A 13,180-nucleotide genomic window follows, 5' to 3' on the forward strand; every position below is an offset into this window, starting at 1 on the left:
TTTGTACGGTGCCCCCTGACACGTACCGTGTGCACATGACCTCGCACATCTCGCACTGGATCGACGGGCGCCTGAGCCCGGGTACGTCCGGCCGCACCTCCCCTGTTTTCAACCCGGCCACCGGCGTTCAGACCGCCGAGGTCGAACTCGCCGGCGCCGCCGACATCGCCAAGGCGATCAGCTCGGCCAAGGCCGCCGCCGCCGGGTGGCGCCGCACCTCGCTGTCGAAGCGCACCGCGGTGCTGTTCAAGTTCCGCGAGCTGCTGCACGCGCGCACGCCCGAGCTGGCCGCCATCATCACCGCCGAGCACGGCAAGGTGCTGTCGGACGCCGCCGGCGAGATCGCGCGAGGTCTGGAGAACGCCGAGTTCGCCTGCGGCGTGCCGCAGCTGCTCAAGGGTGGCTTCTCCGAGCAGGCCGCGAGCGGCGTGGACGTGTACTCGATCCGCCAGCCGCTCGGCGTGGTCGCCGGCATCACCCCGTTCAACTTCCCCGCGATGGTTCCGCTGTGGATGTGCGCCAACGCCATCGCGTGCGGTAACGCGTTCATCCTCAAGCCGAGCGAGAAGGACCCCTCGGCGGCGCTGTTCCTGGCCCAGCTGTGGAAGGAAGCCGGCCTGCCCGACGGCGTGTTCACCGTGCTGCAGGGCGACAAGGAGGCCGTCGACGGCCTGCTGACCAGCCCCGACATCGCCGCCGTCAGCTTCGTCGGCTCCACCCCGATCGCGCGCTACATCTACGAGACCGGCACCGCGCACGGCAAGCGCGTCCAGGCGCTCGGCGGCGCGAAGAACCACATGGTCGTCCTGCCCGACGCCGACATCGACATGGCCGCCGACGCCGCCGTGTCGGCCGCGTACGGCGCGGCCGGCGAGCGCTGCATGTCCATCTCCGTCGCGGTGGCCGTCGGCGACGCCGGCGACAAGCTCGTCGAGGCGATCGCGGCGCGGCTGCCGAAGCTGCGCATCGGCGACGGCGCCGACCCGAACTCCGAGATGGGCCCACTGATCTCCCGCGTGCACCGCGACAAGGTCGCCGACTACATCCGCCAGGGTGCCGAGGCCGGCGCCACCGTCGTGGTCGACGGCCGCGACAACGACCTGCCCAAGGACGGCTACTTCCTGGGCGTCACGCTGCTCGACCACGTGACCCCGGACATGAGCGTCTACACCGACGAGATCTTCGGCCCGGTGCTGTGCGTCGTCCGCGCGGAGACCTACGCCGAGGCGGTCGAGCTGGTCAACAAGCACGAGTTCGGCAACGGCGTCGCCATCTACACCCGCGACGGCGGCGCGGCCCGCGAGTTCCAGTTCGAGGTCGAGGCCGGCATGGTCGGCGTCAACGTCCCGATTCCGGTGCCGGTCGCGTACTACTCGTTCGGTGGCTGGAAGGCGTCGCTGTTCGGCGACACCCACATGTACGGCCCGGACGGCATCCACTTCTACACCCGCGGCAAGGTCGTGACGTCCCGCTGGCCCGACCCGGCGACGTCCTCGATCGACCTCGGCTTCCCGCAGACCCGCTAGGAGACGCCTGCCATGACGGAACTTCTGAACGCTCCGACGTACACCGACGAGGCGCAGGTACGCGCCAGCGACCGGGCGCACGTCTTCCACTCGTGGTCGGCGCAGGCGCTCATCGACCCGCTGCCGATCGCGGGCGCGTCCGGCTCGTACTTCTGGGACTACTCCGGCACCCGCTACCTGGACTTCTCCTCGCAGCTGGTGAACGTCAACATCGGCTACCAGCACCCCAAGCTGGTCGCCGCGATCCAGGAGCAGGCCGCCAAGCTCTGCACGATCGCCCCCGGGTACGCCAACGACGCGCGCAGCGAGGCCGCCCGCCTCATCGCCGAGCTTGCCCCGGGCGAGCTCAACCACGTGTTCTTCACCAACGGCGGCGCCGAGGCCAACGAGAACGCGGTCCGCATGGCACGGATCCACACCGGACGGCACAAGGTCCTCGCCGCGTACCGCAGCTACCACGGCGCGACCGCCGGCGCGATCGCGCTCACCGGTGACCCGCGCCGGTGGGCGTCGGAGCCCGGCTCGCCGGGCGTCGTCCGCTACTGGGGTCCGTACCTGTACCGGTCGGCGTTCCACGCCACCACCGAGGCCGAGGAGTGCGAGCGGGCGCTGCAGCACCTGCGCGACCTCATCATGGTCGAAGGCCCGAAGACCATCGCGGCCATCGTGCTGGAGACCGTGGTCGGCACCAACGGCATCCTGGTCCCGCCGGACGGGTACCTGGCCGGCGTCCGCCAGATCTGCGACGAGTACGGCATCGTGATGATCGCCGACGAGGTCATGGCCGGCTTCGGCCGGTGCGGCGAGTGGTTCGCCATCGACCACTGGAACGTCACGCCCGACCTGATCACCTTCGCGAAGGGCGTCAACTCGGGTTACGTGCCGCTCGGCGGGGTCATCATCTCCCGGGCCATCGCCGAGACGTTCGCCCACAGCCCGTTCCCGGGTGGTCTGACCTACTCCGGTCACCCGCTCGCGTGCGCGTCCGCGGTGGCGTCGATCAACATCTTCAAGGAAGAGGGCATCGTCGAGAACGCCCGTACGATCGGCGAGGACGTGATCGGACCGGGCCTGCGGGCACTCGCCGACAAGCACCCGTCCGTCGGCGAGGTACGCGGTCTCGGCATGTTCTGGGGCATCGAACTGGTCCGGGACCGGGCCACCCGCCAGCCGCTCGTGCCGTACAACGCGGCAGGTAGCGACACCAAGCCGATGACCGAGGTCGCGACGGCGTGCAAGGCGGCCGGCCTGTGGCCGTTCACCCACTTCAACCGGGTGCACGTCGTGCCGCCGTGCACGATCTCCGCGGACGAGGCCCGCGAGGGCATCGCGATCCTCGACCAGGCGCTCGAGGTGGCGGACAAGTACTACACGGGCTCCTGACGGCTCCCTAGTGTGCGGCGGCTCCCCGGTACGTTCCGGGGAGCCGCCGCAATCGTGTACGGGTCCCTGCCAGATGGAGTCAGCGGCCAAGGGGCACGGTGGCGAACGTTTCCCACATGTACATGCCCTCGTCGCGGTTGAGAACGATGAGTTGGCAGGAGTCAATTGTCGCTGTGGCGCTGAGAGTCGGTACGGCAGCGAGTGCCTCCACTAGCGGGGCGGCAGGTCCGTCGGCGTTCGTGTAGGCCAAGCTCATGTGAGGGGTGTAGGGCTCGGCCGGCTCGGGTACCCGCACAGGCCCCCATACATCGGCGATCGCGGCCCGGATAGCGGCTCGCAGTTGACGGACGGGCTCGGCAGGTTCCACAGCGATCTGGATGGATTCAGGGTCGACGTGTGGCGCGCCAAGAGTCAGCTCCATTGGGGCCAGTACCGCGCAGCGCTCCTGTGCAGCGGCGACAATAGCGTCGACCTGGTCGCGGTCGACCTGATCGACAAACCCAATGCCTTGCATAGTGAGGTGCAGCCACTGGGTGGGGATGATATCCAACATCGGCTGTCCGGTCAGCACCGCGCGGTACTGCTCCGCGAGCTTGGTGACCTCCGGCTGACCATCGAAGGTGATGTGCCAGGTGTAGAAGCGGGTACCGATCCCCCAACCGGGGCGCCAGTACCAGTGACGACGGATTTCTGTGGCGTGCGGGACGGCCATGGACCCCCTCCGAGTCTACTTAGGAAAGCGACGAGCGACGTCGATGGCACAGAACTCCGTGATGCCGGCATGCAGGGCACGAGCCTCGGCGCTGAAACGAAGCTGCGGGCTGTTGGCGATGAGCCGACCAACATCACGCATTCGACGAACGAGGGTGTCCAGCCGCTGTTCATTCGGCAGCTTCAAGACGGGGGCAAGAACGTCGATAGCGCCGTCAAGGCTGCGATTACGGATGTGTGCAGTGGCGGCCCAAATCCGAATCTGGGCGATTGTGCCGTAGGCGACGGCCGGATCCTCGACCGCTTCGGCCAACGCTCGTTCCGCGTGATCGATGGCACCAACCGGGTCGCCGGTACGCAGCAGCACCGACCCTGCGTAGTTGTGCTGGCGGACGGTGCTGCAGGTCATCAGTCCGCCAACCCCATCTTCGCCTGCGGTCTGCCGGGCACGTTCAGCTCGCTCCAGGGCAGCGAGGGCACGTTCGGCCACGCCGAACTCGGCCCAGGCGTCGGCTTCTTGGCTGGCCAGCATGACGGCCGCGGTCCCACCTGGACTGTAGGAGAGGCCACGAGCGGCGGTGGAAGCGGCGTCTTCGTAGCGCTGATCCCACAGGTAGGTCTTACTCATCGTCGATAGCACCCACGCGCGAAGCGTGTTGTCGCTACTGACCCTCTCGGCGCAAATCCATGCGGTACGAGCGTGTGACCCAGCTGCCGCCGGATGCCCGAGGTCGCCAGCCATCCATGCCAGCAGTGCGCACAGGTACCCGGCCCAGACGTAGAGTTCTCTCTCCTGGTCAGGGCGCTGGTGGCCAGTCTGCAACAGCCGGAACACCCGGTCGGCCAACAGTCCAGCGCGGGCGTAGACCTCTATTGGTGGCAGGGTGAGGTAGTCGGTCGCGACCCGACGGGTCGAGTTGACAATATCGTCCAGGGTCATATGGCCGACATTGGAGGACTCCATCCACGCGCCGAATCCTGCCGTGCGCTCGGTCACCGCGATCACCAACTCTGTCTCGTCAAACAAGCTCCCGGGCGCCCATCGCACGCCACTTGCGACATCGTCGGCAGGAGCGGACCGTGCGGTTATTCGTCCGGCAGGCACCGATCCTGTAGCTGACACTGCGCAAAGCACGGTTCGGTCGGCTACGGGCATCGCGGCTAGGTCGTCGAGGTCGACCAGGAATGGTGCGGGGGTGCCGAACACTTCACCGAGTGCGGTGAGCACGGCCAGGGTGGGACGACGGCCGCCGAATGGCCAACGTTCGTAGTCACTGATCCGCGTGCCGGTGAACGCAGCTGATCCGCTACCGACGGCATTGAGGTGGGCTGCGACGGCCTCTTGGGTCCAGCCGTGCGCCTGCCGGAACGCCTCCCTGGGGCGTAACCCGAACCGGCGCTGCAGCTCGGCCGCGATGGCTGCCGGGGTTGCGCCGTAACCGGCCAGAGTCTGACGAATCTGGTCGCGTTCAGACTTAGTGCCAGTCGTCCGAGGCACCTCTGCCGCCACCTCCGGTCCACAGCCGACCTCTCCTCGGCACCGTATCGCCATCGAAGCACGAACGGCAGGTCGCGGTTTGTCAGCCAGGCGCGCGGTGGGTATTACCGCTCTCGACGGATCACCATTTGCCCAGGTCAGCGCCACCGCGGCGGTGGGGAGAATTCTCGCCACCTCAGGTAGTCCATGCGTGATGAGGTCTGCGGCAGTCTGCTCACTACAGATGGATCGAATTCGCGCAGATGGCTCAAAGGAAGGCGCCATGGGCTACGTCGTAACGACCGCCGTCATCGCACTGATCGTCGGCTTCGTTGTCGGCCTAACGACCTTCAAGCGTTCGTCACGGTGGTGTCCGGCGTGCGGGTCGATCCTGCGGTGCGTGTCTTGTCCCAACCGACCGGCCCCGTTCGAGATCAGGAAGGCGGGAACCAATACGCAGGAGATGAAGCGACGATGACAACGTATGGCGGCGAGCGGGACCAGCTAGCCATCGCCCAAGAAGTGCTCGACCGGCACGCCACGTCGAGTGCGGATGGTCTGTGCATCGAATGCGGCGTGCCGGGCCCTTGCTACCGGCGGGAAACCGCGGTGGTGATCTTCTCGCGTTATCTGCGCCTACCCCGGCGGATACCGGGTGCGACCCGCCCTGAGCTGGTGGGCGCGCGACGCGTCCAGGCTCCCGAGACACTCACGGCCGGCACCTGAGAGTGCGCCATGGCTGCCAATGGATCGAGAGGAGGTGATCGAGAGCCAGTCAATCACAGGCCACGCCATACCACTGTGACGACGGTAGCGAAGGAGAACGGTCACCATGACCACACACCCCCACCCCGACGCGGCGGCAGTCGGCCGCCGCGCGACCCAGATCCTCGACCTCATCGAGAGCAGTGACGAGCACGCCCGCTTGGTGGACTCCACCCGGAAATACCCCGACTGCTGGGCGACGTTCACGGGCTATCCGATCATCGCCCGCTTCGATCTTGAAATGGACGCGGAACCCCTGTTCCGCGAGGCACTACGGGTGTTGTGCCTGAAGTCAGCCGTATACGAACTAACCGGCGGCGACGAGGAGGCGGCCGAGCTGGTCGTGTCCGCGCCAGTGGACGAGATGGTCCACGCCGTGCTCGCGCAGTACACACTGTGCGCGTCGATGACTCGCCGCCTCGGCATCCAGTTCGTGCACATGACCGACCGGGAACGCTTCGGCTGGCACCGAGGCGATTACACCCACGAGTGCTACCTGGCGGCCGGTTGGGGCGAGCCCACCGAGCGGTACTGGATCGACGCCGACGAGACGAGGCGGCGTCTGAAGATCCTCAACAACCGGTACGCCAGCATCGGCATTCACAACGAGGGCCGGCGTCACGACATCGACTTCAACAGGGGTGACCTCGCGCTAGTCGTGGGTTAACTCCACGGAGAGCACCCGGCGCATCGCCGCGACAACATCGCGAGCCGGAAACCGTCGGGCTGCGATGGCCTCCGCACGGCGCAAGGCGGAGGCCATCGCGTCGGCGTCAGCGGTCCGCAGCGTGGCGATCAACCAGCCCTCCAGATCGGTCGCGTCCTCGGGTAGTTCGAGGTGGGCCGAGCTCGGCGCGGGCGGCTGTTGCGTGATCGGCGGCACTGGTTTCCCGGCGCTGGCGTAGGGGCCCACCGGCAGCCCGACCCGGTACGGGTGCACGCACACGGGCGTCAAGGTGTGCACGTTGACGCGGTAACCGATCTCGGGCTCGTAGCGGCTGTCCGGGCCGGGCCGGTCGGAAACGTCGAACTCCCCCAAGCCGAGCACCTGGGCGGGGCAGACGACGCAGGTGCTTTCCTGCCAACAGTCCAGTCGCTGTCCGGTGGTACCCACGCGCTAGAAGGTACCGCCGCCTCCCGGACAGGGGGATACCAACCAATGACGGTCTTATCCCGGCCACGACATCCGATCGTCGCCGAAGCCCTTGAATTAGCACGCGTCTGGTGTTCCGGGCACATGATTGACGGTGCACCCGCGCTCGCGCACGCAGTGGATGTCGCCCTAGCCCTCGGCCGGCACGTGCCTGATGCCGCGCCCGAGCTTGTCGCCGCCGTCCTGCTGCACGACTCCCCCGAATTCGCGCCGTCTGACATCGGCCTCGACACCACCCTGACCACCCGCCTCGGGGCGGAGGTTACCCGCGTCGTACGGGCGATGGAGCGTGAACACATCGTCATGGCCGAGCGAGCAGTGCCGGATGTCGGCACCGGAGATCTGTGGGTCACGTGGGCCAGCGCTGCCGACAAGCTCGTCAGCCTTCGATCGATCCTGCGCCGGGCGGCCCGATCCGCCGACCAAGCCGCCTACTGGCGCACCCGTACGGCATTCGTGGCCCGCGTACCGTACTTCCGCGCTTTCCACACCCGGACAGCCCCACATTTGCCGGCACGCATGAGCGAAGAACTGGAACGGCTCGTCACGAGAGCTGAACGGACGACCGGTCGAGCATGAGGGTGGTTCACCTATCGTGGCGCGGTCCACGATCCATGGGCGGCAGTTCGCCGCTTCCCGACATCGTGACCTCCGGTACGGATAGATCAACGCAAGATATCCGAGGCCACGCTCTGTTGTAACACTTCCGATAAAAGCGGCGGCCCGCCGACAGAACCTGCCGGCGGGCCGCTTGTTCGTCAGCGCCCGAGGGCTCAGGCGAAGTCTGCCTTGCGGATCACGCCGTGGACGCCGACGGTACGGTCGACGACCTGCGAGACCTCGAAGTTGGCGGCAGCCGACAGGTACGCGTACGCGATCGCACGGTCCATGCCGAGGTCGTGCTCGAGGAAGTCGAGCGCGTTGACCACGGCCCGGCGCATCGCGACGTCCAGGTCGTTGATCTGCGCGCCACCCCGCGAACCGTCCGGGTCGGACAGGCCGACCGGCACCCAGAACTCCGGCGTCTCGACGAACGGGTAGTGGTACGCGACCGACGGCGCGTCCTTGGACCGGCTTCCCGTTCCCGGCCGGCGGCGCTTCGGTCTTCCGGGTGACGCCGGGCAACGCGCCGGTCGCGGTGGCGTCCGGGTTCACCAACATCGTCGACATCGCGGTGGACCGGCGCGGCCGGATCTACGTACTGGAACTCGCCAAGAACAGCCTGCTGTGGGGTGACCCGACGGGCGCGCTGTACCGGATCGACCGGGACGGTAAGCGTACGGAACTGGCCGCCGGCCAGCTGACCATGCCGGGCGGCGTCGCGGTCGACGAGCACGGCACGGTGTACGTGTCGAACAGGTCGACCTCGGCCGGCGGTGGCGAACTGCTGCGGATCAAGGGCTGAATTGGATCGGGGCCGTCCGGACATCCGGACGGCCCCGCCGGTCAGCTGAAGATGATGGTTCGGTTGCCGTTGAGCAGCACCCGGCGTTGGCAGTGCCACTCGACCGCGCGGGCCAGGGCGAGCCGCTCGGCGTCGCGGCCGACCCGTACCAGGTCGTCCGGGGACGGGCGGTGGTCGACCCGGATGACCTCCTGCTCGATGATCGGGCCCTCGTCCAGGTCGGACGTCACGTAGTGCGCCGTGGCGCCGACCAGCTTCACGCCCCGTTCGTACGCCTGGTGGTAGGGCTTGGCGCCGGCGAAGCTCGGCAGGAACGAGTGGTGGATGTTGATGGCGCGCCCCTCGAGCTCCTTGCACAGCTCGTTCGACAGGATCTGCATGTAGCGCGCGAGGACGACCAGGTCGACGTCGTACTCGCTGACCAGCGACAGCAGCTCGGCCTCTGCCGCCGGCTTCGTCTCCGGGGTCACCGGGAGGTGCGTGAACGGCAGCCCGGCCGCTTCGACCATCGGGCGCAGGTCCTCGTGGTTGGAGACGACCAGGACCAGGTCGCCCGACAGGGAGTTCGTGCGCCACCGGTAGATCAGGTCGTTCAGGCAGTGGTCGAACTTGGACACCATGACCAGCACGCGCGGCTGCGCGGATACGTCGTACAGGTCCCACGTCATCCCGAAGGCCGCCGCGACCGGTTCGAACTCCCGCGAGAGGTGAGCGACCGTCAGGTCGGAGGACTCGCTGACGAAGCTGGTCCGCATGAACAGGCGGCCCCGCATGCCGTCGTCGAACTGCTGGTGCTCGGTGATGTCGAGACCGAGCTTCACCAGGTACGAGGTGACGGCGTGGACGATGCCGGGGCGGTCGGAGCAGCTGAGCGTCAGCACAAATCGGCGTTGCATGTGGTTGTCAGTCCTTTCAGCATTCCACGACGTTCAGGGCCAGGCCGCCACGAGCCGTCTCCTTGTACTTGTCCTTCATGTCCGCACCGGTCTCCCGCATCGTCTTGATCGCTTTGTCGAGCGACACGTGGTGGCGGCCGTCTCCGCGCACCGCCATGCGCGCGGCGGTGATCGCCTTCACCGACGCGACGGCGTTGCGCTCGATGCACGGGATCTGCACCAGGCCGCCGACCGGGTCGCACGTCAGCCCCAGGTTGTGTTCGATACCGATCTCGGCGGCGTTCTCCACCTGGTCCGGGGAGCCACCGAGGACCTCGGCCAGGCCGGCGGCCGCCATCGAGCACGCCGAGCCCACCTCGCCCTGGCAGCCCACCTCCGCCCCGGAGATCGACGCGTTGCGCTTGAACAACGACCCGATCGCGGCGGCGGTCAGCAGGAACCGGATCACGCCGTCGTCGTTGGCGCCGTCGACGAACCGGATGTAGTAGTGCAGCACCGCCGGCACGATCCCGGCCGCGCCGTTCGTGGGCGCCGTGACGACCCGGCCTCCGGCGGCGTTCTCCTCGTTGACCGCGAGCGCGAACAGGGTCACCCAGTCCAGCGCGTACAGCGGGTCGTCGGCGTCGCCCCGGGCGTGCAGTTTCGCCAGCAGGCCCGGTGCGCGGCGCGGCACCTTCAATCCGCCCGGAAGCACCCCGTCGCGCTCGCAGCCGGCCCGTACGCACTGCCGCATGACGTCCCAGATGGCGAGCAGGCCGTGGCGGATCTCGGCCTCGCTCCGCCACGCCTTCTCGTTCTCCAGCATCACGTCGCTGATGGACAGACCCGTCTCGCGGGTTACCGCGAGGAGCGCGTCGCCGGTTGTGAACGGGTACGGGACCGGAGTCGGGTCCTCGACGATCCGCGGCTGGCCGTCCGCCGGGTCGAGGACGAACCCGCCGCCGATCGAGTAGTACGTGCGGTTCACGACGTCCTGGCCCGCCGCGTCCCGGGCCCGGAACTGCATGCCGTTGGAGTGCAGCTCCAGCCGCTTACGCCGGTGCAGCACGATGTCGTCGTCGACGTCGAACTGGATCGGATGCGACCCGGCCAGCATCAGCCGCCCCGTGCTCTCCACCCGCGCCCGGGTCGGGCCGGTGACGGCCGGGTCGACCGTCTCCGGCGCGTGGCCCTCGAGCCCGAGCAGGACCGCGTTCACGCTGCCGTGCCCGTGCCCGGTGGCCCCGAGAGAGCCGAACAGCTCGACGGTCACCCCCGCGACGTGGCCGAGGTCGGTGTCGCTCTTGATGGCGTCCAGGAACATCAGGGCTGCCCGCATCGGACCGACGGTGTGCGAACTCGACGGTCCGATGCCCACCTTGAACAGGTCGAAGACGCTGACCATCGATCAGCGCTTGATCTTGTCGCCGGCCGGGTCGTACGGCGGACGGACGTGCAGAGTGGCCGAGCACAGCGTGCCGCCGACGTTGATCTGGTACGAGCCGTTCTCCAGGTAGTCCTTGGTGACCGGTTCGCCGTCGCGGCACCGGACGTAGGCCAGCGCGACGCACCCGTTGACCGTCTCGCCCCACGCGGCCGAGCTGACCTGCCCGACGGCGTGCCCGTCGCGGAGCACCAGCTCACCGCCCCACATCATCACCTCGGGGTGGTCGAGGACGAAGGACACCAGCTTGCGCCGGGGCCCCTCGGCCCTGGCCTTCTCGACGCTCTCCCGACCGATGAACGCGATCTCGGACTTGAGCTTGCAGGTGAACAGCAGGCCCGCCTCGACCGGGTTGTAGTCCGGCGTGAGGTCGGAGCCCCACGCGCGGTACCCCTTCTCCAGCCGCAAGGAGTTGATCGTGTAGTACCCCGCCTGGACGAGGCCGAACTCGGCGCCCGCTGCCAGCAGCAGCTCGTACACCCCGACCGCGAACTCGGTCGGCACGTACAGCTCCCAGCCGAGCTCGCCGACGTAGGTGATGCGGGTCGCCCGGACGGTCGCGTACCCGAGACCGATCTGCTGGCTGGTCGAGAAGGGGAAGCTGTCGTTGGACAGGTCGACGCGGGTCAGCTTCTGCAGCAGGTCGCGCGACCGGGGGCCCATGACCCCGTACACCGCATAGGAGGACGTGAGGTCGGTGACGCTGACGTGCTGGTCTTCCCGGATGTGCCGGCGGATCCAGTCGAGGTCGCGCTGCACCGACCCGGAGCCGGTGACGAGCATGTACTCGTCGTGGCTGAGCCGGGTGACCGTGACGTCCGCCTCGTAGCCGCCGCGCTCGTTGAGCATGCCCGTGTAGACGGCGCGGCCAGGCGCCACCGCGACATCCGCGGTGCACAGCCACTGCAGCAGCTGTTCCGCGTCGCGGCCGCTGATCAGCAGCTTGCCGAACGACGTCTGGTCGTAGAGCGCCACGCTCTCGCGGGTGGCGCGCTGCTCCGCCGCCGACCACGGCAGCCAGTTCGGCTTGCCCCACGTGTACTCCAGCGAAGGCGTGACGCCGGCCGGCGCGAACACGTTGACCCGCTCCCACCCCATCTTCGACCCGAACGACGCGCCTGCCGTCGCCTGCAGGTGGTAGGCCGGGGACCGGCGGAACGGCCGCGCGGACGTGAGCTCGCGGTTGGGCCACGGCACCTCGTAGTGCAGCCCGAGGATCTCGGCGACCCGGTCGTGCAGCCACTGGTTGTTGCCGTTGAACGGGGCGAAGCGCCGGATGTCCACACCGGACAGATCCGTCTGGGGCTCGCCGCCCACGATCCACTCCGCGAGGGCGCGCCCCGCTCCGCCAGCCGAGGCGATGCCGACCGAGTTGAAGCCCGCGCCGACGAAGAAGTTCTTCAGTTCGGGCGCCTCCCCGAGGATGAACTGGTTGTCCGGAGTGAAGCTCTCGGGTCCGTTGTAGAACTTCTTGATCCCGGTGTGGTGCAGCGCCGGAATCCGGTGCAGCGCGCTGTCCATCAGGATCGAGAAGTGGTCCCAGTCCTCTTCGAGGAGCTGGAACTCGAACGGGTAGGGCAGCTGGTCCGGCGCTACCCACGGCTTCGCCTCGGGCTCGAACCCGCCGACGACGAGCCCACCGACCTCCTCCTTGAAGTAGGTGTAACCGTCCGGGTCCCGCAGGATCGGCATCATCGGGTGCACGCCCTCGATGCGCTCGGTCACCACGTAGAAGTGCTCTGCCGAGTGCAGCGGCACGTTCACGCCGGCGAGCGCCCCGACCGCCTTGGCCCACTGGCCGGCGCAGTTGACGACGATCTCGGCCTCGATGTCACCGTGATCGGTACGGACGCCGGTCACCACGCCGTTGCGGTGGTCGACCCCGATGACCCGCACGCCCTGCAGGATCCGCGCGCCCCGGTCCCGGGCGCCCTTGGCCAGCGAGTTGGTCACGTCGGTCGGGTTCGCCGTGCCGTCGCCGGGCAGCCAGATCGCGCCGACCAGGTCCTCGGTCTCGAGCACCGGGTACAGCTCCTTCGCCCGGCTCGGGCTGATCAGCTCGCACTCGAGGTCGTACGCTTCCGCCGCGGCAGCCGTCCGCTCCAACTGGACCATCCGGTCCTGCGTGCGGGCCACCGTCACCCCGCCACACCGCTTGAACCCGGTACTGAGGCCGGTCTCGGACTCCAGTTCGCTGTACAGCTGCGCCGAGTACTGGACGAGCCTGGTGCCGCTCTCGCTCGACCGCAACTGGCCGACGAGACCGGCCGCGTGCCAGGTGGTGCCACTCGATAGCCGACCCTGCTCCAGGAGGACCAGGTCGGTCCAGCCGAGCTTCGTGAGGTGGTACGCGACGCTGGTGCCGATGACGCCGCCGCCGATCACGACGACGCGCGCGCGGGTGGGCAGGGTTTGACTCATGGAGGTGCTCCTCAAACGGT

At 68.2% G+C, this 13,180-nt stretch carries 13 protein-coding genes; 6 read left to right on the forward strand and 7 right to left on the reverse strand.

Annotated elements, in window-relative coordinates; translation table 11 throughout:
- The first annotated feature begins 35 nt into the window (after window positions 1-35).
- Together HC028_RS16220 and HC028_RS16225 are read left to right on the forward strand one after the other, a co-directional pair.
- Window positions 36-1,526: a CoA-acylating methylmalonate-semialdehyde dehydrogenase gene (locus HC028_RS16220; protein ID WP_168078177.1), complete on the forward strand. Its 1,491-nt coding sequence runs from the start codon at window positions 36-38 to the stop codon at window positions 1,524-1,526.
- A gap of 12 nt (window positions 1,527-1,538) precedes the next feature.
- A complete protein-coding gene (locus HC028_RS16225; protein ID WP_168078178.1) occupies window positions 1,539-2,909 on the forward strand; it encodes an aspartate aminotransferase family protein in 1,371 nt (456 codons plus the stop codon).
- A gap of 79 nt (window positions 2,910-2,988) precedes the next feature.
- Here HC028_RS16225 and HC028_RS16230 read toward each other — a convergent pair whose 3' ends face one another.
- Window positions 2,989-3,621, reverse strand: coding sequence for a 2'-5' RNA ligase family protein (locus HC028_RS16230; protein WP_168078179.1), 633 nt, complete (start codon window positions 3,619-3,621; stop codon window positions 2,989-2,991).
- Between the two features lie 15 nt (window positions 3,622-3,636).
- A complete protein-coding gene (locus HC028_RS16235) occupies window positions 3,637-5,130 on the reverse strand; it encodes a helix-turn-helix domain-containing protein (RefSeq protein ID WP_168078180.1) in 1,494 nt (497 codons plus the stop codon).
- Window positions 5,131-5,571: 441 nt separating this feature from the next.
- On the opposite strand from HC028_RS16235, the gene HC028_RS16240 reads away from it, so the two are divergent.
- Together HC028_RS16240 and HC028_RS16245 are read left to right on the forward strand one after the other, a co-directional pair.
- Window positions 5,572-5,823, forward strand: coding sequence for a hypothetical protein (locus tag HC028_RS16240; RefSeq protein ID WP_168078181.1), 252 nt, complete (start codon window positions 5,572-5,574; stop codon window positions 5,821-5,823).
- A 106-nt stretch (window positions 5,824-5,929) separates the two neighbouring features.
- Window positions 5,930-6,529, forward strand: coding sequence for a hypothetical protein (locus tag HC028_RS16245; RefSeq protein WP_168078182.1), 600 nt, complete (start codon window positions 5,930-5,932; stop codon window positions 6,527-6,529).
- Here the strand turns inward: HC028_RS16245 and HC028_RS16250 are convergent.
- Entirely contained in the window at window positions 6,515-6,976 is a 462-nt protein-coding gene (locus HC028_RS16250; RefSeq protein WP_239075579.1) for a hypothetical protein, read from the reverse strand. The genes HC028_RS16245 and HC028_RS16250 overlap by 15 nt on opposite strands.
- A 123-nt stretch (window positions 6,977-7,099) precedes the next feature.
- On the opposite strand from HC028_RS16250, the gene HC028_RS16255 reads away from it, so the two are divergent.
- A complete protein-coding gene (locus HC028_RS16255; protein ID WP_168078183.1) occupies window positions 7,100-7,594 on the forward strand; it encodes a metal-dependent phosphohydrolase in 495 nt (164 codons plus the stop codon).
- A gap of 194 nt (window positions 7,595-7,788) precedes the next feature.
- Here HC028_RS16255 and HC028_RS16260 read toward each other — a convergent pair whose 3' ends face one another.
- Entirely contained in the window at window positions 7,789-8,025 is a 237-nt protein-coding gene (locus HC028_RS16260; RefSeq protein WP_203981430.1) for a hypothetical protein, read from the reverse strand.
- A 101-nt stretch (window positions 8,026-8,126) separates the two neighbouring features.
- On the opposite strand from HC028_RS16260, the gene HC028_RS16265 reads away from it, so the two are divergent.
- On the forward strand, window positions 8,127-8,420 hold the full coding sequence (locus HC028_RS16265; RefSeq protein ID WP_168078312.1) for a ScyD/ScyE family protein: 294 nt from the start codon (window positions 8,127-8,129) through the stop codon (window positions 8,418-8,420).
- Between the two features lie 41 nt (window positions 8,421-8,461).
- Here the strand turns inward: HC028_RS16265 and purU are convergent, their stop codons facing one another.
- Genes purU through HC028_RS16280 form a run of 3 tightly spaced genes read right to left on the reverse strand, consistent with a single transcriptional unit; the run spans window position 8,462 to window position 13,160 of the window.
- Window positions 8,462-9,316: a formyltetrahydrofolate deformylase gene (purU, locus tag HC028_RS16270; RefSeq protein ID WP_168078184.1), complete on the reverse strand. Its 855-nt coding sequence runs from the start codon at window positions 9,314-9,316 to the stop codon at window positions 8,462-8,464.
- Window positions 9,317-9,332: 16 nt separating this feature from the next.
- Window positions 9,333-10,700, reverse strand: a complete 1,368-nt coding sequence (locus tag HC028_RS16275; RefSeq protein ID WP_168078185.1) for an L-serine ammonia-lyase — start codon at window positions 10,698-10,700, stop codon at window positions 9,333-9,335.
- A 3-nt stretch (window positions 10,701-10,703) separates the two neighbouring features.
- Window positions 10,704-13,160 carry a GcvT family protein gene (locus HC028_RS16280; protein WP_168078186.1) on the reverse strand — a complete coding sequence of 819 codons (2,457 nt, stop codon included), beginning with the start codon at window positions 13,158-13,160 and terminating at the stop codon, window positions 10,704-10,706.
- Window positions 13,161-13,180 lie beyond the last annotated feature (20 nt).

This window comes from Planosporangium flavigriseum (assembly GCF_011947225.1).
GTDB classification, from domain to species: domain Bacteria; phylum Actinomycetota; class Actinomycetes; order Mycobacteriales; family Micromonosporaceae; genus Planosporangium; species Planosporangium flavigriseum.